Origin of the sequence: Enterobacter sp. YSU (assembly GCF_016082135.1) — a bacterium.
Taxonomy (GTDB): Bacteria; Pseudomonadota; Gammaproteobacteria; order Enterobacterales; family Enterobacteriaceae; genus Enterobacter; species Enterobacter hormaechei_C.
The window spans coordinates 4,775,295-4,801,345 of sequence record NZ_CP059487.1 but is presented as its reverse complement, the minus strand read 5'-3'; the positions used below and the strand labels follow the sequence as shown (position 1 = coordinate 4,801,345).

General features: G+C 53.9%; 22 protein-coding genes. 17 read left to right on the top strand and 5 right to left on the bottom strand.

Features of this window, described 5'->3' with window-relative positions; genetic code table 11:
- Positions 1–47 precede the first annotated feature (47 nt).
- The 3 genes from H2Z33_RS23090 to H2Z33_RS23080 all read left to right on the top strand — a co-directional run bounded on the left by H2Z33_RS23090 (position 48) and on the right by H2Z33_RS23080 (position 3,003).
- A complete protein-coding gene (locus H2Z33_RS23090; protein WP_017693703.1) occupies positions 48–911 on the top strand; it encodes a dimethyl sulfoxide reductase anchor subunit family protein in 864 nt (287 codons plus the stop codon).
- A 274-nt stretch (positions 912–1,185) separates the two neighbouring features.
- Positions 1,186–2,334 (top strand): MFS transporter, encoded by a 1,149-nt coding sequence (locus H2Z33_RS23085; protein ID WP_003858254.1) that lies wholly within the window; start codon positions 1,186–1,188, stop codon positions 2,332–2,334.
- Between the two features lie 123 nt (positions 2,335–2,457).
- The gene (locus H2Z33_RS23080; protein ID WP_063135289.1) at positions 2,458–3,003 is read left to right on the top strand and encodes an anti-virulence regulator CigR family protein; all 546 of its coding nucleotides are present in this window, start codon (positions 2,458–2,460) and stop codon (positions 3,001–3,003) included.
- Positions 3,004–3,039: 36 nt separating this feature from the next.
- On the opposite strand, the gene pflA is transcribed toward H2Z33_RS23080, so the two are convergent.
- The 4 genes from pflA to ycaO form a co-directional block, all read right to left on the bottom strand.
- Positions 3,040–3,780, bottom strand: coding sequence for a pyruvate formate lyase 1-activating protein (gene pflA / locus H2Z33_RS23075; RefSeq protein WP_003858250.1), 741 nt, complete (start codon positions 3,778–3,780; stop codon positions 3,040–3,042).
- A gap of 203 nt (positions 3,781–3,983) precedes the next feature.
- Positions 3,984–6,266: a formate C-acetyltransferase gene (gene pflB / locus H2Z33_RS23070; protein ID WP_063135288.1), complete on the bottom strand. Its 2,283-nt coding sequence runs from the start codon at positions 6,264–6,266 to the stop codon at positions 3,984–3,986.
- Positions 6,267–6,317: 51 nt separating this feature from the next.
- Positions 6,318–7,175, bottom strand: coding sequence for a formate transporter FocA (gene focA, locus H2Z33_RS23065; protein WP_017384832.1), 858 nt, complete (start codon positions 7,173–7,175; stop codon positions 6,318–6,320).
- Positions 7,176–7,581: 406 nt separating this feature from the next.
- The gene (gene ycaO, locus H2Z33_RS23060) at positions 7,582–9,342 is read right to left on the bottom strand and encodes a 30S ribosomal protein S12 methylthiotransferase accessory factor YcaO (RefSeq protein ID WP_049132621.1); all 1,761 of its coding nucleotides are present in this window, start codon (positions 9,340–9,342) and stop codon (positions 7,582–7,584) included.
- Positions 9,343–9,469: 127 nt separating this feature from the next.
- Between ycaO and H2Z33_RS23055 the strand changes: the two genes are divergently transcribed.
- The 13 genes from H2Z33_RS23055 (at position 9,470) to H2Z33_RS22995 (ending at position 24,392) form a co-directional block, all read left to right on the top strand.
- On the top strand, positions 9,470–10,162 hold the full coding sequence (locus H2Z33_RS23055) for a DUF421 domain-containing protein (RefSeq protein ID WP_017693700.1): 693 nt from the start codon (positions 9,470–9,472) through the stop codon (positions 10,160–10,162).
- Between the two features lie 162 nt (positions 10,163–10,324).
- Complete coding sequence (serC, locus tag H2Z33_RS23050; RefSeq protein ID WP_063135287.1) at positions 10,325–11,413, top strand: 3-phosphoserine/phosphohydroxythreonine transaminase; 1,089 nt, start codon at positions 10,325–10,327, stop codon at positions 11,411–11,413.
- A gap of 68 nt (positions 11,414–11,481) precedes the next feature.
- The gene (gene aroA, locus H2Z33_RS23045) at positions 11,482–12,765 is read left to right on the top strand and encodes a 3-phosphoshikimate 1-carboxyvinyltransferase (protein WP_032670211.1); all 1,284 of its coding nucleotides are present in this window, start codon (positions 11,482–11,484) and stop codon (positions 12,763–12,765) included.
- A gap of 185 nt (positions 12,766–12,950) precedes the next feature.
- Complete coding sequence (gene cmk, locus H2Z33_RS23040; protein ID WP_015570968.1) at positions 12,951–13,634, top strand: (d)CMP kinase; 684 nt, start codon at positions 12,951–12,953, stop codon at positions 13,632–13,634.
- A 111-nt stretch (positions 13,635–13,745) separates the two neighbouring features.
- Entirely contained in the window at positions 13,746–15,419 is a 1,674-nt protein-coding gene (rpsA, locus tag H2Z33_RS23035; RefSeq protein ID WP_003858235.1) for a 30S ribosomal protein S1, read from the top strand.
- Positions 15,420–15,589: 170 nt separating this feature from the next.
- A complete protein-coding gene (ihfB, locus tag H2Z33_RS23030) occupies positions 15,590–15,877 on the top strand; it encodes an integration host factor subunit beta (protein ID WP_003858233.1) in 288 nt (95 codons plus the stop codon).
- 211 nt (positions 15,878–16,088) lie between these two features.
- Entirely contained in the window at positions 16,089–18,353 is a 2,265-nt protein-coding gene (locus H2Z33_RS23025) for a ComEC family protein (RefSeq protein ID WP_063135286.1), read from the top strand.
- 36 nt (positions 18,354–18,389) lie between these two features.
- The gene (gene msbA, locus H2Z33_RS23020) at positions 18,390–20,138 is read left to right on the top strand and encodes a lipid A ABC transporter ATP-binding protein/permease MsbA (RefSeq protein WP_003858227.1); all 1,749 of its coding nucleotides are present in this window, start codon (positions 18,390–18,392) and stop codon (positions 20,136–20,138) included.
- The gene (gene lpxK / locus H2Z33_RS23015; protein WP_063135285.1) at positions 20,135–21,112 is read left to right on the top strand and encodes a tetraacyldisaccharide 4'-kinase; all 978 of its coding nucleotides are present in this window, start codon (positions 20,135–20,137) and stop codon (positions 21,110–21,112) included. The genes msbA and lpxK overlap by 4 nt, the downstream gene beginning before the upstream one ends.
- 43 nt (positions 21,113–21,155) lie before the next feature.
- A complete protein-coding gene (locus H2Z33_RS23010) occupies positions 21,156–22,385 on the top strand; it encodes a winged helix-turn-helix domain-containing protein (protein WP_047062302.1) in 1,230 nt (409 codons plus the stop codon).
- A gap of 45 nt (positions 22,386–22,430) precedes the next feature.
- Positions 22,431–22,613, top strand: coding sequence for a protein YcaR (gene ycaR / locus H2Z33_RS23005; RefSeq protein ID WP_003858220.1), 183 nt, complete (start codon positions 22,431–22,433; stop codon positions 22,611–22,613).
- Entirely contained in the window at positions 22,610–23,356 is a 747-nt protein-coding gene (gene kdsB / locus H2Z33_RS23000) for a 3-deoxy-manno-octulosonate cytidylyltransferase (RefSeq protein ID WP_063135284.1), read from the top strand. The genes ycaR and kdsB overlap by 4 nt, the downstream gene beginning before the upstream one ends.
- A 142-nt stretch (positions 23,357–23,498) precedes the next feature.
- Positions 23,499–24,392, top strand: a complete 894-nt coding sequence (locus tag H2Z33_RS22995; protein WP_045338017.1) for a YcbJ family phosphotransferase — start codon at positions 23,499–23,501, stop codon at positions 24,390–24,392.
- Here H2Z33_RS22995 and elyC read toward each other — a convergent pair.
- A complete protein-coding gene (gene elyC / locus H2Z33_RS22990) occupies positions 24,369–25,148 on the bottom strand; it encodes an envelope biogenesis factor ElyC (protein ID WP_063135283.1) in 780 nt (259 codons plus the stop codon). The two genes, H2Z33_RS22995 and elyC, sit on opposite strands and share 24 nt — an antisense overlap.
- Before the next feature lie 120 nt (positions 25,149–25,268).
- Here elyC and cmoM point away from each other — a divergent pair, with 120 nt between their 5' ends.
- The gene (cmoM, locus tag H2Z33_RS22985) at positions 25,269–26,048 is read left to right on the top strand and encodes a tRNA uridine 5-oxyacetic acid(34) methyltransferase CmoM (protein WP_003858212.1); all 780 of its coding nucleotides are present in this window, start codon (positions 25,269–25,271) and stop codon (positions 26,046–26,048) included.
- Positions 26,049–26,051 lie beyond the last annotated feature (3 nt).

The window sequence follows — 26,051 nt, the reverse complement described above, 5'->3', positions numbered from 1 at the left end:
GACGGGTGACACCACCGGCTACCTGGCAAACCCGAAGGAGGTGTGAGATGGGAAGTGGATGGCATGAATGGCCGCTGATGATCTTCACGGTCTTTGGGCAGTGCGTGGCGGGCGGGTTTATCGTCCTTGCGCTGGCGCTGTTAAAAGGGAACCTCAATGCTGAACAGCAGCAGCGTTTGGTGTTAAGCATGTTTGGCCTGTGGGTGTTGATGGGCATTGGGTTTATCGCCTCTACGCTGCACCTGGGCTCACCGATGCGCGCGTTCAACTCCCTGAACCGCGTAGGTGCCTCTTCGCTGAGTAACGAGATTGCCAGCGGGGCAATCTTCTTTGCCGTTGGCGGGCTGGGGTGGTTACTGGCAGCGGTGAAAAAGCTGCCGTCAGGGTTACGCGCGTTGTGGCTCATCGTCACCATGGTACTGGGCGTTGTCTTCGTCTGGATGATGGTCCGGGTGTACAACACCATCGATACCGTTCCGACCTGGTACAGCGTCTGGACGCCGATGAGCTTCTTCCTGACCATGTTTATTGGCGGGCCGCTGCTGGGTTATCTGCTGCTGCGTGTGGCTGGCATTAATGGTTGGGCGATGCGCCTGCTGCCCGCGGTCTCGCTGCTGGCGCTGGTAATCAGTACAGTTGTCGCGCTCATGCAGGGAGCGGAGCTGGCGACCATTCACAGCTCTATCCAGCAGGCTTCGGCGCTGGTGCCGGATTACGGTTCGCTGATGGCCTGGCGTGTGGTGCTGCTGACGGCGGCGCTGGTGTGCTGGATTGCCCCTCAGCTTAAAGGTTACTCGCCTGCGCTGCCGTTACTGTCCCTGGCCTTTGTGCTGGTGCTGGCAGGGGAGTTAATTGGTCGCGGCGTATTTTACGGTCTGCATATGACGGTCGGTATGGCTATCGCCAGCTAATTTTAGATTTTGTTATAAAAAGCCGGGACATAGTGCCCGGCTTTTCTTTTTTCATTCATGAAATTTTTCGACTGATGTTTCGTTGTAAAAATTCCCGGAAATAAATAAAAACAAATAGATAATTAATATCAGTAACAGGCTTTGCATTAGCAGGATGAGTTTTTTAAATCGACAAGGCGCATAACGTGCGTGACGCCTGAACCGGTGGATTGACTTTGTTTTTGCCAGTGGCATGATGCGCACGAAATCTGAACTTCCTCACGGTTTTTAATCCATGACCACCTATACCCGCCCGGTGCTTTTGTTGCTCTGTGGCCTGCTTTTGCTGACCCTGGCGATCGCGGTGTTAAACACACTCGTCCCGCTATGGCTCGCCCATGAAAACTTACCGACCTGGCAGGTGGGTATGGTTAGCTCGTCCTTTTTTACGGGCAATCTGCTGGGCACCTTATTAACGGGCAGCCTTATTAAGCGCTTTGGTTTTAACCGCAGTTATTATCTGGCGTCGCTGATCTTTGCCGTCGGCTGCGCCGGTTTAGGCCTCATGGTCGGCTTCTGGAGCTGGATGGTCTGGCGCTTTATTGCGGGCGTCGGCTGCGCCATGATCTGGGTGGTGGTTGAAAGTGCGCTAATGTGCAGCGGAACGTCCCGTAATCGCGGGCGTCTGCTGGCGGCCTATATGATGGTTTACTACGTCGGTACCGTTCTGGGACAGCTGATGGTCAGCAAACTGCCAACCGACCTGATGAGCGTGCTGCCGTGGGTGACGGGCATGGTTCTGGCGGCGATCCTGCCGCTGCTCTTTACCCGCATTGTGAATCAAAACAGCGAGCATCAGGAAGCTACCCACGTCTGGCCGATGCTGAGACTGCGCCAGGCGCGTCTGGGGGTTAACGGCTGCATTATTTCCGGGATTGTGCTGGGCTCGCTCTATGGCCTGATGCCGCTCTATCTTAACCATCAGGGCGTCAGTGATTCCGGGATCGGTTTCTGGATGGCGGTGATGGTCAGCGCGGGGATTGTCGGGCAGTGGCCGATTGGCCGCCTGGCGGACCGCTTTGGTCGTCTGCTGGTGCTGCGCGTCCAGGTTTTCGTGGTCATCATGGGCTGTCTCGCCATGCTCAGCAACGCCGCAATGGCGCCTGCGCTGTTCATTCTGGGAGCTGCGGGCTTTACGCTCTATCCGGTCGCGATGGCCTGGGCCTGTGAGAAAGTTGAGCATCACCAGTTGGTTGCAATGAACCAGGCTTTGTTGCTGAGTTACACCATCGGCAGTTTACTGGGTCCGACGTTTACCGCTATGCTCATGCAAAATTATTCTGACAATCTGCTGTTTATCATGATCGCCAGCGTGTCGTTTATTTATCTGTTAATGCTGCTGCGCAAAGTGGGCGAACATCCAACGCCAGTGGCCCATGCCTGACTTATTAAAAGCCTGTCGATGACAGGCTTTTTTGTCCCTGTCACATATAAGACTTTTACTTATTGTGAGTTTTTACTGCCTGGCGATAATTCAAATGAGTTCTACCACTAAAAGGCAGCAATCATGTCTACTCGTCGTTTTTCCACTACCGCACTTGCCGTAGTGTTGGCTTTAACGTTTGCAACGGCTCCGGCCATGGCTAATCCAGGAAACGGGAATGGCGGTGGTCACGGAAACGGTGGCGGACAAGGTAATAGCGGCAATCATGGTAACGGGAACGCTGGTAACCATGGTAACGGGAACGCTGGTAACCATGGTAATAAACACAATAACGGTCAGGATAACCCTGGGAAATCGGATAAGAGCTTTAAAAACAGCAAAGATGTCGGTAATGATGTGGATGCTCGCGTGAGCTTCGATCATGCCCGCCATCTGGCACTGAATTACGGCTTAACAGGCTACGACTCTCTGCCTCCGGGAATTGCGAAAAACCTGGCGCGCGGTAAGCCACTGCCTCCGGGCATTGCGAAGAAAACCGTGCCAGCCGATATGCTGGGTCAGCTTCCTTCCTATCCGGGCTATGAATGGCGCGTGGTAGGTGACGACCTGGTCTTAATTGCGCTGAGTACGGCGATTGTGACTTCCGTTATTAATGGCGTCTTTAAATAGAATATAAAAAGGCCCGGTTTTCACCGGGCCTTTTCGTTAATACATGACCTTGTGGCCATACTGCTCAAGAATACCTTTGACGCGCTCCATCGTCTCTTTTTTCGGCGGCTTCACGCCATCGAGTTTGTACTCTTCACCCATCGCCACCCATTTATGTTTACCCAGCTCGTGATAGGGCAGGAGTTCAATTTTCTCCACGTTACCCATATCCCGGGTAAATTCACCCAGACGATGTGCAGAGTCATCATCATCTGACCAGCCCGGCACCACCACGTAGCGGATCCAGGTCTTGACGCCTTTATTGGCAATGTATTTGGCAAATTCCAGCGTACGGTGGTTTGAAACGCCAACCAGATTCTGGTGGATCTCATCGTTCATCTGCTTGAGATCGAGCATCACCAGATCGGTCACTTCAAGCAGTTCATCAATAACCGGATCGTAACGGCGCACAAAGCCGTTGGTGTCGAGGCAGGTATGAATGCCTTCTTTGTGGCAGGCGCGGAACCAGTCGCGCACAAATTCAGCCTGAAGAATGGCTTCACCGCCGGATGCCGTCACGCCACCGCCGGACGCGTTCATGAAGTGGCGATAGGTCACCACCTCTTTCATCAGATCCTCAACGGTGACTTCTTTACCGCCATGGGTGTCCCAGGTGTCACGGTTATGGCAGTACAGGCAGCGCATCAGGCAGCCCTGGAAGAAAGTGATAAAGCGGATCCCCGGGCCATCGACGGTGCCACAGGATTCAAAGGAGTGAATGCGACCAATAATTGACATTGCGGTGATATCTCCGAATTTGGCCCATCCGGGGGCCTATGTAGATGCACAGCTCAAAGGCTATGTCGAGTCTGTTTTGGCTGTTATCCATTAAGTATAGATAGCGGACAAAAGAGACTGATAAAGCGAGGGTGTTAAAAAGGCCCCACTTGCGTGGAGCCTTTATTGTACGCTTTTTAACGCGTGATTTCAGTCAATTCCACTTACATGGACTGAGTGAAAGTACGGGTAATAACGTCCTGCTGCTGTTCTTTCGTCAGGGAGTTAAAACGTACTGCGTAGCCAGATACGCGGATGGTCAGCTGAGGATATTTCTCAGGGTGTTCCATCGCGTCGAGCAGCATTTCACGGTTCATCACGTTCACGTTCAGGTGCTGACCACCTTCGATGGACGCTTCGTGGTGGAAGTAACCATCCATCAGACCCGCCAGGTTAGTTTTACGCACTTCGTCGTCTTTACCCAGCGCGTTTGGCACGATAGAGAAGGTGTAAGAGATACCATCTTTCGCGTAAGCAAACGGCAGTTTAGCAACGGAGGTCAGAGAGGCAACCGCACCTTTCTGGTCACGACCGTGCATTGGGTTAGCACCTGGGCCGAATGGCGCGCCAGCACGACGACCGTCTGGGGTGTTACCGGTTTTCTTACCATACACAACGTTAGAGGTGATGGTCAGAACAGACTGAGTCGGGATAGCGTTACGATAGGTAGTGAGTTTCTGAATTTTCTTCATGAAACGTTCTACCAGGTCAACCGCCATGTCATCAACGCGAGCGTCGTTGTTACCAAACTGCGGATATTCGCCTTCGATTTCGAAGTCGATAGCCAGACCATCTTCGTCACGAATTGGTTTAACTTTCGCATATTTGATTGCAGACAGGGAGTCAGCAGCAACGGACAGACCTGCGATACCACACGCCATGGTGCGAACGACGTCACGGTCGTGCAGCGCCATCAGAGAGGCTTCGTAGCTGTACTTGTCGTGCATGTAGTGGATAACGTTCAGCGCGGTCACGTACTGTTTAGCCAGCCAGTCCATGAAGTGGTCCATGCGCTCCATGACTTCGTCATAGTTCAGCACGTCGCCTTTGATCGGTTCAGACTTAGGACCAACCTGCATTTTCAGTTTTTCATCAACGCCGCCGTTGATTGCGTACAGCATGGTTTTCGCCAGGTTTGCACGCGCACCGAAGAACTGCATTTGTTTACCAACAACCATTGGACTTACGCAGCAAGCGATAGCGTAGTCATCGTTGTTGAAGTCAGGACGCATCAGGTCATCGTTCTCGTATTGCAGAGAAGAGGTGTCGATGGACACTTTAGCGGCGAATTTCTTGAAGTTCAGAGGCAGTTTTTCAGACCACAGAACGGTGATGTTCGGCTCCGGAGAAGGACCCATGGTGTACAGGGTGTTCAGGAAGCGGAAGCTGTTTTTGGTTACCAGAGTACGGCCATCTACGCCCATACCGCCGATAGATTCGGTTGCCCAGATTGGGTCACCAGAGAACAGCTCATCATATTCTGGGGTACGCAGGAAGCGAACCATACGCAGTTTCATGACCAGGTGGTCAATCATTTCCTGAGCGTCTTGTTCGGTGATTTTGCCTGCTTTCAGGTCACGTTCGATGTACGCATCCAGGAAGGTGGATACACGGCCGAAGGACATTGCTGCACCGTTCTGAGACTTAACAGCGGCCAGGTAGCCGAAGTAGGTCCACTGGATAGCTTCCTGAGCGTTGGTTGCAGGACCAGAGATATCGCAGCCGTATTTAGCCGCCATCTCTTTGATCTGACCCAGCGCACGGTGCTGTTCAGCGATCTCTTCACGCAGACGGATAGTCGCTTCCAGGTTTACGCCGTTTTCCAGGTCAGACTGGAGAGAGACGAACTGTGCGTATTTGTCTTTCATCAGGAAGTCGATACCGTACAGCGCAACGCGACGGTAGTCACCGATGATACGGCCACGGCCATAGGCATCTGGCAGACCGGTCAGAACGCCAGATTTACGGCAGTTCAGAATGTCTTTGGTGTAAACATCGAATACGCCCTGGTTATGGGTTTTACGGTATTCGGTGAAGATTTTTTTCAGCATTGGGTCCAGCTCGCGGTTATACGCTTTGCAGGAACCTTCAACCATTTTGATACCACCGAACGGGATGATTGCGCGTTTCAGTGGTGCTTCAGTTTGCAGACCAACGATTTTCTCAAGGGCTTTGTTGATGTAGCCAGCATCGTGAGAAGTGATGGTAGAAGCAACGGAGGTGTCAAAATCAACTGGCGCGTGAGTGCGGTTTTCCAGTTTAACGCCTTCCATTACGCTGTCCCACAGCTTGGTGGTTGCGTCAGTCGCACCAGCCAGGAAGGATTCGTCACCTTCATACGGGGTATAGTTTTTCTGAATGAAGTCACGGACGTTGACTTCATTATGCCAGTCACCTTTCGTAAAACCTTCCCAGGCTGTGGCTAACTTTTCATTAAGCTCGGACATGTAACACCTACCTTCTTAAGTGGATTTTTTATTTACTGCCTGAGACAACCATTAATGATGATCGCCGCCACGCAGGTAAATGACCCAGTATGTCAACCCAACTAACAGACCCCCACCGATAATGTTCCCGATAGTGACGGGGATCAGGTTATCAGTAATGAAGTTCATAATAGTCAGGTGTGAAAAACTTTCCGGGGTTGAACCTACAGCAGTCCAGAACTCCGGGCTTGCAAAGTTGCGGATAACAATCCCCATCGGGATCATGAACATATTCGCAATACTGTGCTCAAAGCCGCTGGCAACAAACATCGCAACCGGCAGAACCATAATCATGGCTTTATCCATCAGGCTACGACCAGAGTAGCTCATCCAGACCGCCAGGCAGACCATCAGGTTTGCGAGGATGCCGAGAGCAACAGCTTCGATAAATGTATGGTGCATTTTGTGGTCGGCGGTTTGCAGGACGTTAAGCCCCCAGCCGCCGTTGGCGGTCATATACTCGCCAGAGAGCCACATCAACAGAACAAAGAGCAGACAGCCAATCAGGTTGCCAACGTAAACGTTGAGCCAGTTGCGCCCCAGTTGACCCCAGGTAATTCTTCCGCTGGCTTTTGCCACCACAATCAGCACCGTTGAGGTGAAGAGGTCGGCGCCGCAGATGACGCAGAGAATCAGGCCCAGTGAGAAGCAAATACCACCAATCAATTTCGCTATGCCGAAAGGCATCCCGGCAGTGCCGGTGGTGGCTGTGATATAGAAGACGAAAGCGATGGAGATGAATACCCCAGCCGTAATGGCCAGAAAGAACGTCGTCATCGGATGTTTCGTGGCTTTGTAGACACCCGCTTCTTCGGCAACTTTCGCCATCGCAGCGGGGAGTAATAGATCAAAAGGGTTGTCAGCTTTCACACTAACTCTCTCTTTATTAAGTCGGCGACGAGATACTAACAAAGCATTATAGAAGAGAAATTGATATAGATCATATCTCGCCTGGCTTATAGGCCCGCAGTGTGTATGGTTTTACAGCAAAAGCGGAGTAAGTATTTGATTATCCGTATAAAAATAAATTTTAAAAGTTATGAAAAGAGTTGAATTTTTTCCTTCAGCCTCCCGTGGAACAGTTAATTAAAATGGAGTATTTATTATAATTAGTAACAGTAAAGCTCAGGTAAGCGTTTTTATATTTACCCGTGGTTAACTTAATTATTACAATTAAACGTCATTGCGGAAAAATAAAAAAAAAGGGGCAATGAAATTGCCCCGTAATATAGCTCAGGCGATTGAATACGCCTACAGCCATTAATGTTATATGCGCTTATTTTGACCAGTAAGCGGCTTTTGCCTTCTGCAATTTTTCATACGCATTCAGCAGTGACTCATGCGCGGGGAAGGCTTTCAGATCGTTGTCAACCGCTTGCAGGCCGTAGAATGGTTCTTCACCGCTCAGCGCCGCGCTGGCAGCTTCAACGGCATCCGCACCGTACATACGTACAAAGGCGTTCAGATACTGCAATGGCTCGCGGTCGTCTTCCTGAGAAAGCAGGAGCAGCGTTTGCAGGCAACGGTAATAGTTAGTGCGCTCGGCGGAGAAGACGGACTGGTTAAACTCCATCGTCCACTCGGTCCAGGCCAAAGCCTGATCCAGATCGCCGCCCGCCAGCGCCAGCATCGCTTTCAGCTCGCCGATGCGCAGGGTATACCAGCCGTTATCTTTTCCGGTCGCCAGACCCAGCAGTTCGCGCACGCGGGTGAAATCATCGTGTCCTTCTTCGTCCAGCTGGGCGATCAGGTTCAGATAATCTTCTTTATCCCACTCGCTGCCTGGCAGGGCCAGCAGGGTTTCACGCAGATGTGCGCCCATGCTGTTGTTCGCCAGCCATAAATCTTCTGCCGGATAAATGTCCGACATACCTGGCACAATAATACGGCACGCGTAAACACCGAGGTGTTCATAGTCGGCAATGTAGACTTCCTGATCTTCCGCGTTGAAGATCGCCATCAGGGTGGCGAACTCTTCTTCCGTCGTACCGGCAAAGCTCCAGTCCACGAACGGATAGTCCGCGTCCTGTTTGAACATATCCCAGGAGATCAAACCGCTGGAGTCGATGAAGTGTGTTTCGAGGTTGGTGTGCTCGGCGACTTCTTCGTCATCAAAGGTTGGCGGAGTAAAGACATCGAGATCTTTCAGGCTACGACCTTGCAGCAGTTCGGTTACGGTACGCTCCAACGCCACGCCGAAGTCCGGGTGCGCGCCGAAGGAGGCGAAACAGGTGCCATTTGCCGGGTTGAACAGTACCACGCAGATAACCGGATATTTGCCGCCCAGAGAGCCGTCATAAGCAAAGATTGGGAAACCTTCTGCTTCCAGTTTGGCGATGGATTCCACCACGCCCGGGTAGCGCGCCAGCACGTCAGCCGGGATCTCCGGCAGGCTGATGGATTCAGCAATAATGCGGTTTTTGATATGACGCTCGAAAACTTCAGACAATCCCTGCACGCGCGCTTCGTTGCGGGTATTACCGGCAGACATGCCGTTAGACACATACAGGTTGCCGACGATGTTCATCGGGATATAAACGGTCTGCTCGTCAGACTGACGGGTGAACGGCAGGGCGCAGATCCCACGATCCTCATTGCCGGATTGCAGGTCGATCAACATGCTGCCGGTCAGTTCGTTTTCCGGATCGTAGAACGCGCGCAGGCGGGCATCGAGAATGCCTTCCGGCAGTTCATCGTTTTCGGTCAGCGGGAACCATTTTTCGTTCGGATAGTGAACGAACGGACCGTTGGCAATGGTTTCGCCCAGCCAGAAGTCGGCGAAGAAGTAGTTGGTGGACAGACGCTCAAAATACTCACCCAGCGCAGAGGCCAGCGCCGCTTTTTTGGTCGCGCCTTTACCGTTGGTAAAGCACAGCGCACAGTCTTTGTCGCGAATATGCACGGACCAGACGTGAGGCACCGGATTCAGCCAGGAGGCTTCTTCGATATTAAAGCCCAGGTCGGTCAGTTTCTGCTGGAAGCGAGCGATGGAATCTTCCAGAGCGGCGTCTTTGCCGGGGATAAACGTTTGAGTCATGGCGTTCACTTTTATCGTACGTAAAGCGCGCAATGATACGGGTTTTGCGTGACGGGTGCTATCTCCGGCGAAAATAAATGGCTGGACTATGCTTATAAGCAGTAACCTACTGTTAAGGCATAAAAAAATGAAAGCTTTCGATCTCCAGCGGATGGCGTTTGATAAAGTCCCTCCTGAGTTTTTAGGCGAAGTAGCGCTGCGCAGCCTGTACACCTTTGTACTCGTTTTCCTGTTTCTGAAAATCACCGGACGTCGCGGCGTGCGGCAGATGTCGCTGTTTGAAGTGCTGATAATCCTGACGCTGGGGTCGGCGGCAGGGGACGTTGCCTTTTATGACGATGTGCCGATGGTGCCGGTCTTTATCGTCTTCGTGACGCTTGCACTGCTGTACCGGCTGGTCATGTGGCTGATGTCGAAAAGTGAGAAACTGGAAGATCTGCTCGAAGGGAAGCCGGTGGTGATTGTCGAAGATGGTCAACTGGCCTGGGAGAATGTGCAAAGCGCCAATATGACGGAGTTTGAGTTCTTTATGGAACTCCGTTTGAGCAGCGTTGAGCAACTGGGGCAGGTGCGTCTGGCGATTATGGAAACGAATGGTCAAATCAGCGTCTATTACTATTCCGACGATGAGGTGAAGCCCGGCCTGTGCATCCTGCCGGATATGCTCATCGAGCGATACAAAACTGTACCTGAAGCGGGCGAGTACGCCTGCATAAAATGTAGTCATGTCGTGGTTATGCAGGCGGGCGATCATCAATTATGCCCCCGCTGTACGAATCCAGAATGGACGAAGGTTAGCCGGGCTAAACGTAACACCTGACAGCGATTTTGTCGGTTTTGTGACAACGGTACGGCAGATTGTATTGTGTGACGAGGGGCACATTTCTTCGGCCATCAGTTTTAGACATTGCGGCGCGTGTCACTGAATGATAAAACCGATATCCACAGTTATAACTTATGGCTTTTAGCGTGGTGAGGGGAAATGGCTCAAGTCTTTAATTTCAGTTCAGGTCCGGCAATGTTACCGGCAGACGTGCTCAAACAGGCTCAACAGGAGCTGTGTGACTGGAACGGTCTGGGTACGTCGGTGATGGAAGTCAGCCACCGGGGTAAAGCGTTTATTCAGGTGGCGGAAGAAGCAGAAAAGGATTTTCGCGATCTGCTGAACATTCCCTCGAACTACGAAGTATTGTTCTGTCACGGCGGTGGACGCGGCCAGTTTGCGGGTATCCCGCTCAATCTACTGGGCGACAAAACCACCGCTGATTACGTTGATGCCGGCTACTGGGCGGCCAGTGCGGTAAAAGAAGCGCACAAATATTGCACGCCGAATGTCATCGATGCCAAAGTGACCGTTGACGGTCTGCGCGCCGTGAAGCCGATGAGTGAGTGGCAGCTTTCTGACAACGCCGCTTATCTTCACTACTGCCCGAACGAAACCATCGACGGTATTGCCATTCACGAAGAGCCAGACTTTGGCGAAAATGTCATTGTGACGGCGGATCTCTCTTCAACCATTCTGTCCACCCCGCTGGATGTCAGCCGCTACGGCGTCATCTACGCGGGTGCCCAGAAAAACATCGGTCCTGCGGGTCTGACTATCGTTATTGTGCGTGAAGACCTGCTGGGGAAAGCCCATAAGTCTTGCCCGTCAATTCTGGATTACACCGTCCTGAACGACAACGATTCCATGTTCAACACCCCACCAACGTTTGCCTGGTATCTCTCCGGCCTGGTCTTCAAATGGCTGAAGCAAAAAGGCGGTGTGGCGCAGATGGATAAGATCAATCAGCAAAAGGCTGAACTGCTGTACGGCGTGATCGACAAGAGCGATTTCTACCGTAACGATGTCGCCAAAACTAACCGTTCGCGCATGAACGTGCCGTTCCAGCTGGCGGACAGCAACCTGGATAACGTGTTCCTGGAAGAGTCCTTCGCGGCGGGTCTGCATGCGCTGAAAGGCCACCGTGTGGTAGGCGGAATGCGCGCCTCTATCTATAACGCCATGCCGCTGGAAGGCGTTAAAGCCCTGACTGATTTCATGATCGACTTCGAACGTCGTCACGGTTAATTGGCTGTTTTTCACCCCCGCAGCGTTCCTGCGGGGTTTTTATTATGTTGAGTTGAGAGTTGAGTTTCATGGAATCCCTGACGTTACAACCTATCGCGCGGGTAGATGGCACCATTAATCTGCCTGGTTCAAAAAGTGTCTCGAACCGCGCTCTGCTGCTGGCAGCTCTGGCAAACGGCACCACCGTCCTCACTAATCTGCTGGACAGCGATGACGTGCGCCATATGCTCAATGCACTGAAAGCGTTGGGCGTTCAGTACGCGCTGTCTGACGATCGTACCCGTTGTGAAGTCACCGGTAACGGCTGCGCGTTACATTCTGCTGAAGCGCTGGAGCTTTTCCTGGGTAACGCCGGTACCGCGATGCGTCCTCTGGCCGCAGCGCTGTGTCTGGGGAGTAACGATATTGTGCTGACCGGTGAGCCGCGAATGAAAGAGCGTCCGATCGGCCATCTGGTGGATGCCCTGCGTCAGGGCGGCGCGCAGATTGATTATCTTGAGCAGGAAAATTACCCGCCCCTGCGTCTGCGCGGGGGATTCACTGGCGGCAATGTTGAGGTTGACGGTAGCGTTTCCAGCCAGTTCCTGACCGCGCTGCTGATGACCGCACCGCTGGCACCACAGGACACCGTCATCAGCATTAAAGGCGACCTGGTTTCTAAGCCGTACATTGATATCACCCTGCACCTGATGAACACCTTTGGTGTTGAGGTGGAAAACCAGTCTTATCAGCGTTTCGTGGTTCGCGGTGGGCAGCAGTACCAGTCGCCGGGCCACTACCTGGTTGAAGGCGATGCTTCATCCGCCTCCTATTTCCTTGCCGCAGGCGCGATTAAAGGCGGTACGGTTAAAGTGACGGGCATTGGCCGCAACAGCGTGCAGGGCGATATCCGTTTTGCTGACGTGCTGGAAAAAATGGGCGCGGTGGTGACCTGGGGCGATGACTTCATCTCCTGCACCCACGGTGAGCTGAACGCCATCGATATGGATATGAACCATATTCCGGATGCGGCGATGACCATTGCCACCGCTGCGCTGTTTGCGAAAGGCACCACCACGCTGCGAAACATTTACAACTGGCGTGTGAAAGAGACGGACCGCCTGTTCGCGATGGCAACCGAGCTGCGTAAAGTGGGGGCCGAGGTAGAAGAGGGCGAAGACTACATTCGCGTCACGCCGCCGGCAAAACTGCAATTTGCAGAAATTGGCACCTACAACGATCACCGCATGGCGATGTGTTTCTCGCTGGTGGCGTTGTCAGATACGCCAGTCACTATCCTTGATCCGAAGTGTACGGCAAAAACGTTCCCGGACTACTTCGAACAGCTGGCGCGCATTAGCACCCTGGCCTGATGATCGTATGCCGCATCACCTGATGCGGCATTTCCTTACGCTTTCTGACACTCATCCTCTTTCATTTCTTCTACACTCTGCTTCAATCATTCCGTAATTTGCACGCAAAGGTAACAGTTGCGCACGTTGGCGCGTATAATGCGCGGCGTTCATGTAAACGGTATGCCTTAATTAAGGAGAAAAAGATGACGGCAATTGCCCCGGTAATCACCATTGATGGGCCAAGTGGCGCAGGGAAAGGTACTCTGTGCAAAGCGATGGCGGAAGCATTGCAATGGCATCTTTTAGATTCGGGAGCAATCTATCGCGTGCTGGCGCTGGCTGCGCTGCATCATCATGTGGATGTTGCGTCTGAAGAAGCGCTGGTACCGCTGGCTGCGCATCTGGATGTGCGCTTTGTCTCGACCGATGGCAACCTTGAAGTGATCCTGGAAGGGGAAGATGTCAGCGGTGAAATCCGTACGCAAGAAGTGGCCAATGCGGCCTCTCAGGTGGCGGCTTTCCCACGCGTTCGTGAAGCGCTGTTACGTCGCCAGCGCGGTTTCCGTGAAGCGCCGGGGCTGATCGCCGACGGCCGCGACATGGGAACCGTGGTATTCCCCGATGCGCCAGTGAAAATTTTCCTTGACGCCTCTTCAGAAGAACGTGCTCAACGCCGCATGCTTCAGTTGCAGGAAAAGGGGTTTAGTGTTAACTTTGATCGCCTTTTATCCGAGATAAAAGAGCGCGATGACCGCGATCGTAACCGCGCCGTCGCACCACTTGTTCCCGCGCAAGACGCATTAGTGCTGGATTCAACCAGTTTAACTATTGAGCAAGTGATTGAAAAAGCGCTACAATATGCGCGCCAAAAACTGGCACTCGCGTAATCGCGACCGATTTAGCAGTACCCCCGCTGCAATGGATTGACGGCGGGTATGTGAAACAACCCCATCCGGCACGGAGCCAGGTGGACGTTAATATTAACCTGAAGATTAAACATGACTGAATCTTTTGCTCAACTGTTTGAAGAATCCTTAAAAGAAATCGAAACCCGTCCGGGTTCCATCGTTCGTGGCGTTGTTGTTGCTATCGACAAAGACGTTGTACTGGTTGACGCCGGTCTGAAATCTGAGTCTGCCATCCCGGCTGAGCAGTTCAAAAACGCCCAGGGCGAGCTGGAAATCCAGGTTGGTGACGAAGTTGACGTTGCTCTGGACGCAGTAGAAGACGGCTTCGGCGAAACCCTGCTGTCTCGTGAGAAAGCTAAACGTCACGAAGCATGGATCACGCTGGAAAAAGCTTACGAAGAAGCTGAAACTGTGGTCGGTGTTATCAACGGCAAAGTTAAAGGTGGCTTCACTGTTGAGCTGAATGGTATTCGTGCGTTCCTGCCAGGTTCTCTGGTAGACGTTCGTCCAGTCCGTGACACCCTGCACCTCGAAGGCAAAGAGCTTGAGTTCAAAGTAATCAAGCTGGACCAGAAGCGTAACAACGTTGTTGTTTCCCGTCGTGCCGTTATCGAATCCGAAAACAGCGCAGAACGCGATCAGCTGCTGGAAAACCTGCAGGAAGGCATGGAAGTCAAAGGTATCGTTAAGAACCTCACTGACTACGGCGCATTCGTTGACCTGGGCGGCGTTGATGGCCTGCTGCACATCACCGACATGGCGTGGAAACGCGTTAAGCACCCAAGCGAAATCGTGAACGTGGGCGACGAAATCACTGTTAAAGTGCTGAAGTTCGACCGCGAGCGTACTCGTGTATCCCTCGGCCTGAAACAGCTGGGCGAAGATCCATGGGTAGCTATCGCTAAGCGTTACCCAGAAGGTACTAAACTGACTGGTCGCGTTACCAACCTGACTGACTACGGCTGCTTCGTTGAAATCGAAGAAGGCGTTGAAGGTCTGGTGCACGTTTCCGAAATGGACTGGACCAACAAAAACATCCACCCATCCAAAGTTGTTAACGTTGGTGATGTAGTGGAAGTGATGGTTCTGGATATCGACGAAGAACGTCGTCGTATCTCCCTGGGCCTGAAGCAGTGCAAAAACAACCCATGGCAGCAGTTCGCGGAAACCCACAACAAGGGCGACCGTGTTGAAGGTAAAATCAAGTCTATCACTGACTTCGGTATCTTCATCGGCCTGGACGGCGGCATCGATGGCCTGGTTCACCTGTCTGACATCTCCTGGAACGTTGCAGGCGAAGAAGCAGTTCGTGAATACAAAAAAGGCGACGAAATCGCAGCAGTTGTTCTGCAAGTTGACGCAGAGCGTGAGCGTATCTCCCTGGGCGTTAAACAGCTCGCAGAAGATCCGTTCAACAACTGGGTTGCACTGAACAAGAAAGGCGCAATCGTAAACGGTAAAGTGACTGCTGTTGACGCTAAAGGCGCAACCGTAGAACTGGCTGACGGCGTTGAAGGTTACCTGCGCGCTTCCGAAGCTTCACGTGACCGCGTTGAAGATGCAACTCTGGTTCTGAGCGTTGGTGACGACGTTGAAGCTAAGTTCACCGGTGTTGACCGTAAGAACCGTGCAATCAGCCTGTCTGTTCGTGCTAAAGACGAAGCTGATGAGAAAGATGCAATCGCAACTGTGAACAAACAGGAAGATGCAAACTTCTCTAACAACGCAATGGCTGAAGCTTTCAAAGCAGCTAAAGGCGAGTAAGTTCAGGTTCGCACCATCATTTGAGCTGTAACGCATTTACAGCGCGAAGGATGGAGAGCAGACTTGACAGATTGCAGGATTCGTCCTGTAATCAATAACAAAGGGCGGCTACGGCCGCCCTTGTTTAATAAGCTGTTCAGCTAATGGGTTTGAAAGGAACCGGAGGAATCATGACCAAGTCAGAATTGATTGAAAGACTTGCCAGTCAGCAACCGCATATCCCTGCCAAGGCTGTGGAAGATGCCGTTAAAGAGATGCTGGAGCATATGGCTACCACTCTTGCCCAGGGCGAGCGCATTGAAATCCGCGGTTTCGGTAGTTTTTCTCTGCACTATCGTGCACCACGTACCGGGCGTAACCCGAAGACTGGCGATAAAGTGGAGCTGGAAGGAAAGTATGTTCCGCACTTTAAGCCGGGTAAAGAACTGCGCGATCGCGCCAATATTTACGGTAACTGAGTTTAATCATCAGGGTTAAACTGAGTTTAAAGAAAGCACCTTAGGGTGCTTTTTTTGTATCCGCCCCTGCATTTCTGAATACGCGCCGCATTTTAATTTTCTCTTTGCTGTAAGCGCTTAAAAACGTTGCAGCGCCTGCTGTAAATCACGTCTTTCCTGTCTGACGACGCATCAGTCCCGCCGCATAATCGCCTGAAACATGGAGGTGAAGATGGGGATCCACGTTATCAGTATGTGCGCCATTCTGGCCATAATCCCGCTCTATTGGTTACCCGTTTTGCCAGATTTGCATCTTGTCTGGTTGCTGATTGCCGCAGGAATTGCGTTATCCGTACAGCAGAGAAAATGGCTCAGGTTTTCAGGACTCGCATTGCTTTTTATGTGCTGGGGGATCCTGGCCGCTCAGGAAAGCGTGTGGCCGATGAACTATTTAACGCAAGCACCGCAGCAGGCCGAGGTGGTCATTACCGCAACGGACGGCGCAACGATGCATCAGGGAAGGATTGTCAGCCTCAATGGAGAACGCGTGTGGGCTGCCATGGGCGTGGCGCTGTATGGCAACTATTTGCCGCAAAACGTCTGCGTGGGTCAACGCTGGGCAATGACCCTGCGGCTCAGGGCGGTACACGGAGAACTCAACGATGGCGGCTATGATTCACAGAAAAATGCCTTTGCCCGACACCAGACGCTGAGTGGACGGTTTACCCATGCGGCGCTCGTTGACGAAGGCTGTAGTCTGCGTGCGCAATACCTGACATCACTACAGAATACTCTTTCAGCATATCAGTGGGGACCCGTGATCCTGGGGCTGGGGATGGGGGAGCGGCTGTCGGTCTCGCGGGAGATAAAAAACCTGATGCGTGATACCGGAACGATGCATCTGATGGCAATCTCGGGATTACATATTGCGCTGGCCGCTTCTGTCATCTGGTTTCTGGCGCGGGGCATCCAGTTCTTCCTGCCGGGCCGCTGGATTATCTGGCAAATCCCCTTGCTGGCAGGGCTGATTTTTGCCGCGTTTTACGCATGGCTAACGGGCTTGCAGCCGCCCGCGCTGCGCACGGTTATCGCGCTTGTGGTACTGGCTGCATTAAAAATGAGCGGTCGCCAGTGGTCGCCCTGGCAGGTATGGCTTACCTGCGTGGCGGCGATCTTGGTTTTCGATCCACTGGCGGTCCTGTCACAAAGCCTGGCGTTGTCAGCGTTTGCGGTCGCCGCGCTTATTTTTTGGTATCAGTGGTTGCCTCTCCCGCACTGGCAACGTGGCCGGTGCCTGCGGCCGCTGGCGACGCTAGTGTATTTGCAGGTCGGAATGCTGCTGCTTCTGTTGCCGCTTCAGGTCCTGATTTTCCATGGTTTCAGCCTCTCCTCGCTGGTGGCGAACCTGTTTGCCGTTCCTCTGGTCACGTTTATCTCAGTTCCGCTGATCCTGCTCGGCATGTTTCTGCATCTGTTTCCGGTCGCTGTGCTGGAAAGTATCGTCTGGCTGGCTACTGATAAATCTCTGGCAGGGCTTTTCTGGCTATTGATGCGTTTACCGAATGGCTGGCAGGACGTTGATGAACGCTGGCAATACCTGACGTTACTGCCGTGGCTGCTGGTCATTGGCTGGCGATTCAGGGCCTTCAGCGCAGCACCCGCAGTCTGTCTGGCAGGCAGCGTGGTGCTGGCCTTTCCCCTCTGGCACAGGGTTAAAACAGACAGCTGGTCCCTGCATATGCTGGATGTAGGGCAGGGGCTGGCGATGGTCATTGAGCGTCACGGCAAGGCCATTCTGTATGACACCGGGCTGGCATGGCCCGGTGGGGACAGTGCGCAGCAGCTGATTATCCCCTGGCTACGCTGGCATCATCTGAAACCGGAAGGGGTGATCCTGAGCCATGAACATCTCGACCACGCGGGGGGACTGGCATCGCTAAAAGCTGCCTGGCCCGCAATGTGGATCAGGAGCCCCTTATCCTGGTCCGGACATCTTCCGTGCTTTCGAGGACAGCGATGGCAGTGGCAGGGTTTAACGTTCTCCGTGCACTGGCCACCCGAAAACACCTCGGCGAAGGGTAACAACCGCTCCTGTGTGGTAAAAATCGATGACGGCGAACAGAGCGTTTTACTGACCGGAGACATTGAAGCGCAGGCAGAACTGGCAATGCTAAGCCACCGCTGGCGTCAGCTTGCGTCTACACTGATTCAGGTGCCGCATCATGGAAGTAACACGTCATCTTCAACACCGTTGCTACAGCGCGTAGAGGGGCAGGTTTCGCTGGCCTCGATGGCTCGCTATAACGCGTGGCGTTTCCCTTCTATTAAAGTGGTCCGGCGCTATCGAACGGAGGGATATCTCTGGCTTGATACCCCGCAGTCCGGGCAGATATCTGTGACCTTTTCGCACCATAGTCGGCAAATTCGTCGCTTACGCGAACACTATTTACCGCGTTGGTATCATCAGTGGTTTGGCGCGCCCGTAGATAACGGGTAGAATATGCGGCTATTTCAACAAATGCTGGTTTTTTGAATGCATAACGACAAAGATCTCTCCACGTGGCAAACGTTCCGCCGGCTCTGGCCGATGATTGCTCCTTTCAAAGCAGGCTTGATCGTGGCGGGCGTAGCGTTAATCCTCAACGCAGCCAGCGATACGTTTATGTTATCGCTTCTCAAACCGTTACTGGATGACGGTTTCGGTAAAACGGATCGTTCAGTGCTGCTATGGATGCCGCTGGTGGTTATTGGGCTGATGATCTTACGCGGAATCTCCAGCTATGTATCCAGCTACTGCATCTCCTGGGTATCCGGTAAAGTGGTGATGACCATGCGCCGCCGGCTGTTCAGCCATATGATGGGGATGCCGGTCTCATTCTTTGACAAACAGTCAACCGGCACCCTGCTGTCGCGTATTACCTACGATTCAGAGCAGGTGGCGTCGTCCTCTTCCAGCGCACTGATTACCGTTGTGCGTGAAGGCGCATCCATCATCGGCCTGTTCGCGATGATGTTCTATTACAGCTGGCAACTGTCGCTGATCCTTATTGTGCTGGCGCCGATTGTCTCCATCGCGATCCGCGTGGTATCAAAGCGTTTTCGCAACATCAGTAAAAATATGCAGAATACGATGGGGCAGGTGACTACCAGCGCCGAGCAGATGCTGAAAGGCCATAAGGAAGTGTTGATTTTCGGCGGTCAGGAAGTCGAAACCAAACGCTTTGACAAGGTCAGCAACAGAATGCGCCTGCAAGGAATGAAAATGGTATCGGCCTCGTCGATTTCCGATCCGATCATTCAGCTGATTGCCTCTCTGGCCCTGGCCTTCGTCCTGTATGCCGCCAGTTTCCCGAGCGTCATGGAAACCCTGACTGCGGGTACCATTACGGTGGTGTTCTCATCCATGATTGCGCTGATGCGTCCGCTGAAATCGCTGACTAACGTCAACGCCCAGTTCCAGCGCGGGATGGCAGCCTGTCAGACGCTGTTCAGCATCCTCGATTCCGAACAGGAAAAAGATGAAGGTACACGCGTGATCGAGCGCGCTAAAGGCGACCTGGAATTCCGTAACGTCACCTTTACCTATCCAGGCCGTGAAGTGCCGGCGCTGCGTGATATCAGCCTGTCCATCCCGGCGGGTAAAACCGTTGCGCTGGTCGGTCGTTCCGGTTCGGGCAAGTCGACCATTGCCAGCCTGATTACCCGTTTCTACGATATCGACCAGGGCGAGATCCTGCTTGATGGTCACGACCTGCGGGAATATACCCTCCAGTCGCTGCGTAACCAGGTCGCGCTGGTCTCGCAGAACGTGCATCTGTTCAACGATACGGTGGCGAACAACATTGCGTATGCCCGTACCGAAGAGTACAGCCGTGAAGAGATTGAGAATGCGGCGCGTATGGCCTATGCGATGGACTTCATTAACAAAATGGATAACGGTCTGGATACGATCATTGGCGAAAACGGGGTGCTGCTCTCCGGTGGTCAGCGTCAGCGTATCGCGATTGCCCGTGCGCTGCTGCGCAACAGCCCGATTCTGATCCTCGATGAAGCAACGTCCGCACTGGATACGGAATCTGAACGCGCTATCCAGTCTGCTCTGGATGAATTACAGAAAAACCGTACCTCGCTGGTTATCGCGCACCGTCTGTCGACCATCGAACAGGCTGACGAAATCGTGGTGGTGGAAGATGGCGTGATCGTTGAACGCGGCAGCCATGCGGACCTGCTGGAACAGCGTGGTGTTTACGCGCAGCTTCATAAAATGCAGTTCGGTCAATGATTGCACGCATCTGGTCGGGTGAATCCCCTCTGTGGGTGCTGCTTCTCCCGCTCTCCTGGCTGTATGGCCTGGTGAGCGGTGCTATTCGTCTGCTTTACCGCCTCGGGATCAAGCGCGCCTGGCGCGCACCGGTACCTGTGGTGGTGGTCGGCAACCTGACGGCGGGTGGAAACGGCAAAACCCCGGTGGTGATCTGGCTGGTAGAACAGCTCCATAAACGCGGTATCCGCCCGGGAGTTGTCTCACGCGGTTACGGTGGTAAAGCGGCGCAGTATCCACTGGTGCTGAGCCCAGCTACGACAACCGCTGAAGCCGGTGATGAGCCGGTACTGATTTACCAGCGTACCGGCGCGCCGGTTGCGGTATCGCCGGTGCGCAGTGATGCCGTGAAGGCACTGCTTGCGGAGCATGACGTACAAATCGTTATTACCGATGATGGTTTGCAGCATTACGCGCTGGCGCGTGACAAAGAGATCGTGGTCATTGACGGCGTTCGGCGTTTTGGCAACGGCTGGTGGCTACCAGCCGGTCCAATGCGTGAGCGAGCGTCGCGCCTGAAGAGCGTCGATGCTGTGATTGTAAACGGTGGTGAAGCCAGAGCGGGCGAAATCCCGATGCATCTTCGTCCCGGACAGGCCGTGAATATGTTGTCCGGCGTGCGTAAAGACGTCGCGCAACTGGAACATCTGGTTGCGATGGCCGGTATAGGTCATCCGCCGCGTTTCTTCGCAACGCTGGAGCAGTGCGGCGCAAAGCTTGAAAAACGAGTGCCGCTGGCCGATCACCAGGCGTTAGTTGCCGAAGAGGTTGAAAGGCTGGCAGCGCCGGGCCAGACGCTGATCATGACGGAAAAAGACGCGGTAAAATGCCGGGCCTTTGCGAAAGAAAACTGGTGGTATCTGCCGGTTGACGCTGAACTCAGCGGCGAACAGCCGGAACATTTGCTCAAGGAACTGCTCGCGTTAGTGCAGTAACTTCTACGCGGTTCCGGTGGCGCTTTGACTGACAGGAAAACGCATGTCTCTACCGCAACTCTCACTTGCAGCCGCACGAAACCTGCATCTTGCCGCCCAGGGGCTTCTGAAAAAGCCCCGCCGCCGCGCGCAGCCAGCTGATATCCTCTCTACCGTGCAACGCATGTCGTTGCTGCAAATCGACACCATTAACATCGTGGCGCGTAGCCCGTATCTGGTCCTGTTTAGCCGCCTGGGAAACTATCCTCCGCAGTGGCTGGATAATGCGCTAAGTCAGGGCGAACTGATGGAATACTGGGCGCATGAAGCCTGTTTTCTCCCGCGAAGCGATTTTGCCCTGATGCGTCACCGCATGCTCGCCCCGGACAAAATGGGCTGGAAATACCGTCAGGAGTGGATGGTGGAACACGCGGATGAAATAGAGCAACTGATTGCCCATATTCAGGAAAACGGGCCGGTACGCTCTGCGGATTTTGAACACCCGCGAAAAGGCGCAAGCGGATGGTGGGAGTGGAAACCGCACAAACGCCATCTTGAAGGGCTGTTTACGTCGGGCAAAGTGATGGTGGTCGAGCGCCGCAACTTTCAGCGCGTCTATGACCTCACGCACCGTGTTATGCCTCACTGGGACGATACGCGTGACCTGCTGTCTCAGGACGCAGCCGAAGCCATCATGCTCGGGAACAGCGCCCGCAGCCTTGGCATCTTCCGCCCACAGTGGCTGGCGGATTATTATCGTCTGCGTCAGCCGCAGCTAAAACCACTGCTGGAATCGTGGCAGCGCGAACAGCGCGTCATGCCGGTCTCGGTAGAGTCGTTAGGTGAAATGTGGTTGCATGCGGATTTGTTCCCTCTGCTGGCGCAGGCGCAGGAGGGCAAACTCCAGGCGACCCACAGTGCCGTGCTGTCGCCGTTCGACCCCGTTGTCTGGGACAGAAAGCGGGCCGGGCAGTTGTTTAATTTCAGCTACCGTCTGGAATGCTACACCCCGGCGCCCAGGCGGCAGTATGGTTATTTTGTTTTGCCGCTGCTGCACAAAGGCCAGCTAGTCGGGCGCATGGACGCTAAAATGCACCGTAAAACCGGCATGCTTGAAATTATCGCGCTCTGGCTGGAAGAGGGCATAAAGGTGACGGCTGGCCTGGAAAAAGGGTTAACGACTGCGCTCAGTGAATTTGCCCGCTGGCAGGGGGCGCATGAAATTGTACTCGGTCGCGTGCCTGCGGGGCTGTTTACGACCTGTCGAGGTGGCTGGGAAACAGGCACTCCCTGAAAAGGGAATGTGATAAGCTTTAGCGATTACCCATACGGAGGAACTATGGATCACCGTTTACTTGAAATTATTGCCTGCCCGGTGTGCAACGGCAAACTGTATTACAGCCAGGATAAACAAGAGCTGATTTGCAAACTGGACAGCCTGGCGTTCCCGCTGCGTGACGGTATTCCGGTCCTGCTGGAAAATGAAGCCCGTTCCCTGGTGGCAGAAGAGATCAAACCATGAGTTTTGTTGTCATTATCCCTGCGCGTTATGCTTCAACGCGCCTGCCAGGTAAACCGCTGGTGGATATCAATGGCAAACCGATGATTGTGCATGTCCTTGAACGGGCACGCGAATCGGGCGCCGGACGCGTCATCGTCGCCACCGATCACCCGGATGTTGCGCGCGCGGTTGAGGCCGCGGGTGGGGAAGTGTGCATGACCCGTGCCGATCATCAGTCAGGCACCGAGCGCCTTGCGGAAGTCGTCGAAAAATGCGGTTTCAGCGACGAGACGGTGATTGTGAACGTGCAGGGCGATGAGCCGATGATCCCGGCGGCGATTATCCGTCAGGTGGCCGACAACCTGGCTCAGCGTCAGGTCGGGATGGCGACCCTCGCGGTGCCGATTCACCAAGCTGAAGAGGCGTTCAATCCGAATGCGGTGAAAGTGGTCATGGACGCAGAGGGCTACGCGCTCTATTTCTCCCGCGCCACCATTCCGTGGGATCGCGATCGTTTCGCGCAATCGAAAGAGACAATCGGCGAAACCTTCCTGCGCCACATCGGTATTTACGGCTACCGCGCTGGCTTTATTCGTCGCTACGTCGCCTGGGCACCAAGCCCGCTGGAGCATATTGAAATGCTCGAACAGCTTCGCGTGCTGTGGTACGGCGAGAAAATTCACGTTGCGGTTGCCCAGGAAATCCCAGGCACCGGCGTGGATACCCCTGAAGATCTCGAGCGCGTACGCGTCGAAATGCGTTAATTCGCTGGCATCCCCTCGTCTGGGGGGATGCTCTCCCGCCAGGCTATTTTCCTTTTCTTTTTCATTATTGATCTCTACCGGGTGACATCCGGGTTTCGCGCGCTCATTATAAAAGCAGTAGTCTTAATGGGGGTAATCTCATATGGAACAGCTGCGTGCTGAACTCAGCCATCTCCTTGGCGAAAAGCTAAGCCGGGTGGAATGCGTGAATGAAAAGGCCGACACCGCACTCTGGTCGTTGTACGACAGTCAGGGAAACCCCATGCCGCTGATGGCCAGAAGTTTTACCTCGCCGGGCGTCGCCAGACAGCTGGCCTGGAAAATGTCGATGCTGGCGCGGGAAGGGACTGTCCGCATGCCGACGGTCTACGGCGTGATGACCCATGAGGAGCATCCCGGCCCGGATGTTCTGCTTATCGAGCGTTTACGCGGGGTTTCTGTTGAAGCCCCGACGCGTACACCGGAGCGCTGGGAACAGCTGAAAGATCAGATTGTCGAGGCTCTGCTTGCCTGGCATCGGCAGGACAGCCGGGGCCTTGTTGGCGCGGTGGACAGCACGCAGGAAAACCTGTGGCCGCTGTGGTATCGCCAGCGTGTTGAAGTGCTGTGGGGCACGCTGAACCAGTTCAACAACACCGGTTTAACGATGCAGGACAAACGTATTTTATTCCGCACCCGGGAGTGTCTGCCGACGCTGTTTGAGGGCTTTAACGACAACTGCGTGCTGGTTCACGGCAATTTCACGCTGCGCAGTATGCTTAAAGACTCGCGCAGCGACCAGCTGCTGGCGATGGTCGGGCCGGGGATCATGCTCTGGGCGCCGCGCGAGTACGAACTGTTCAGGCTGAGCGAGGGCGGGGCGGCGGAAGATTTGCTCTGGCACTATCTTCAGCGCGCCCCCGTTGCGGAGGCCTTTCTCTGGCGACGCTGGCTCTATCTTCTCTGGGATGAGGTGGCGCAGCTGGTCAACACCGGGCGCTTTAATCGCGTCAGTTTCGATCTGGCCGCAAAATCACTCCTGCCCTGGCTTGCCTGACGAACCTTTGAGCCACTGCCAGAGGCGGCCAAGCGTCTCGTAGCCGACACGATCGCTGTGCATCAGCCATACCGGGGACGGGATTATCCGTTCCCACGGATTGAGCGGGGCGTTAATAGCCATCTGGTTTGCCGGAGCAGGAAGCGGATGCAGGCCCTGCTTCTCAAAGAAAATCATTGCGCGCGGCAGGTGTGAAGCAGAGGTCACCAGCAGGAACGGTACATCACCGATGGCCTGTTTCACCGCCGCCGCCTCTTCTTCGGTATCTTTTGGGCTATCCAGCGTGATGATGGCGGAACGTGGTACGCCAAGCGATTCAGCCACTCTTGCTCCTGCTTCAGCGGTACTGACCGGGTTGGTTTTTGCCGCAGCGCCCGTGAAGATCATCTTCGATCCAGGATTGGCCAGCCACAGGCGGATCCCCTCGTTCAGGCGCGGCAGGCTGTTGTTGATCAGGTTCGAGCTGGGCGCCCAGTTCGGATCCCAGGTATATCCGCCGCCCAGCACCACGATATAGCCCACCTTCTGATTTCCCTGCCATGTCGGGTAGGTGTTTTCAATCGGACGTAATAAACCGTCAGCGACCGGTTGCAGGCTGAGTAACAGCAGCGCCAGCCAGCCCACGGTAACGAGGGATTTACCGCTTTTCTGAAAGCGGCTAAACCATATCAATGCCAGCCCCAGCGCGATGAGAAGCAACAGCAGGGGAAGGGGAAGCATCATGCCTCCGATATATTTTTTTAGGGTAAAAAACATCCTTTTTGGTTCCTTTTTTAACCATACAGCAGGCGATTGTCGGTGATATTACACCAGAGTGGTTCATTCTCCGCGCGGGTGTGACAAAATAGCGGTTTTGCAGTGAGTGGAACCCTCCCAATGCGGGATCGCAATTTTGATGACATCGCGGAAAAGTTTTCGCGCAACATTTATGGCACCACCAAAGGTCAGCTTCGTCAGACGATCCTCTGGCAGGATCTGGACAAGCTGCTGGCTGAATTCGGTGACCGACCGTTGCGCGTGCTGGATGCCGGCGGTGGGGAAGGTCAGACTGCAATTCTGATGGCGCAGCGGGGACATCACGTCACGCTTTGCGATCTTTCTGCCGAGATGGTTGCGCGCGCAGGGCGAGCGGCAGAAGAGAAAGGTGTGAGCGACAACATGCATTTTATACATTGCGCCGCTCAGGACATTCCGCAGCATTTGGAAACGCAGGTTGATCTGATATTGTTTCATGCTGTGCTCGAATGGATCGCCGAACCACAAGCGATGTTAAAAACGCTGTGGTCGATGTTGCGCCCGGGCGGTGCGTTATCGCTGATGTTTTACAATGCCAACGGCCTGCTAATGCGAAACGTGCTGGTCGGCAATTTTGGCTATGTACAGCAGGGCATGTATAAAAAGAAACGTCGCACGCTTTCACCGGATTTCCCTCGTGAACCGCAGCAGGTCTATGGCTGGCTGGAGGAGATCGGTTGGGAAATTACCGGCAAAACCGGCGTGAGGGTGTTTCATGATTATCTGCGTGATAAACAAAAACAGGATGACTGTTTAGACGCCTTAACAGAAATAGAGACGCGGTACTGCCGCCAGGAGCCTTATCTGAGCCTTGGCCGCTATATACACGTCACCGCGCGCAAGCCGCAGATGCAAGGATAATCT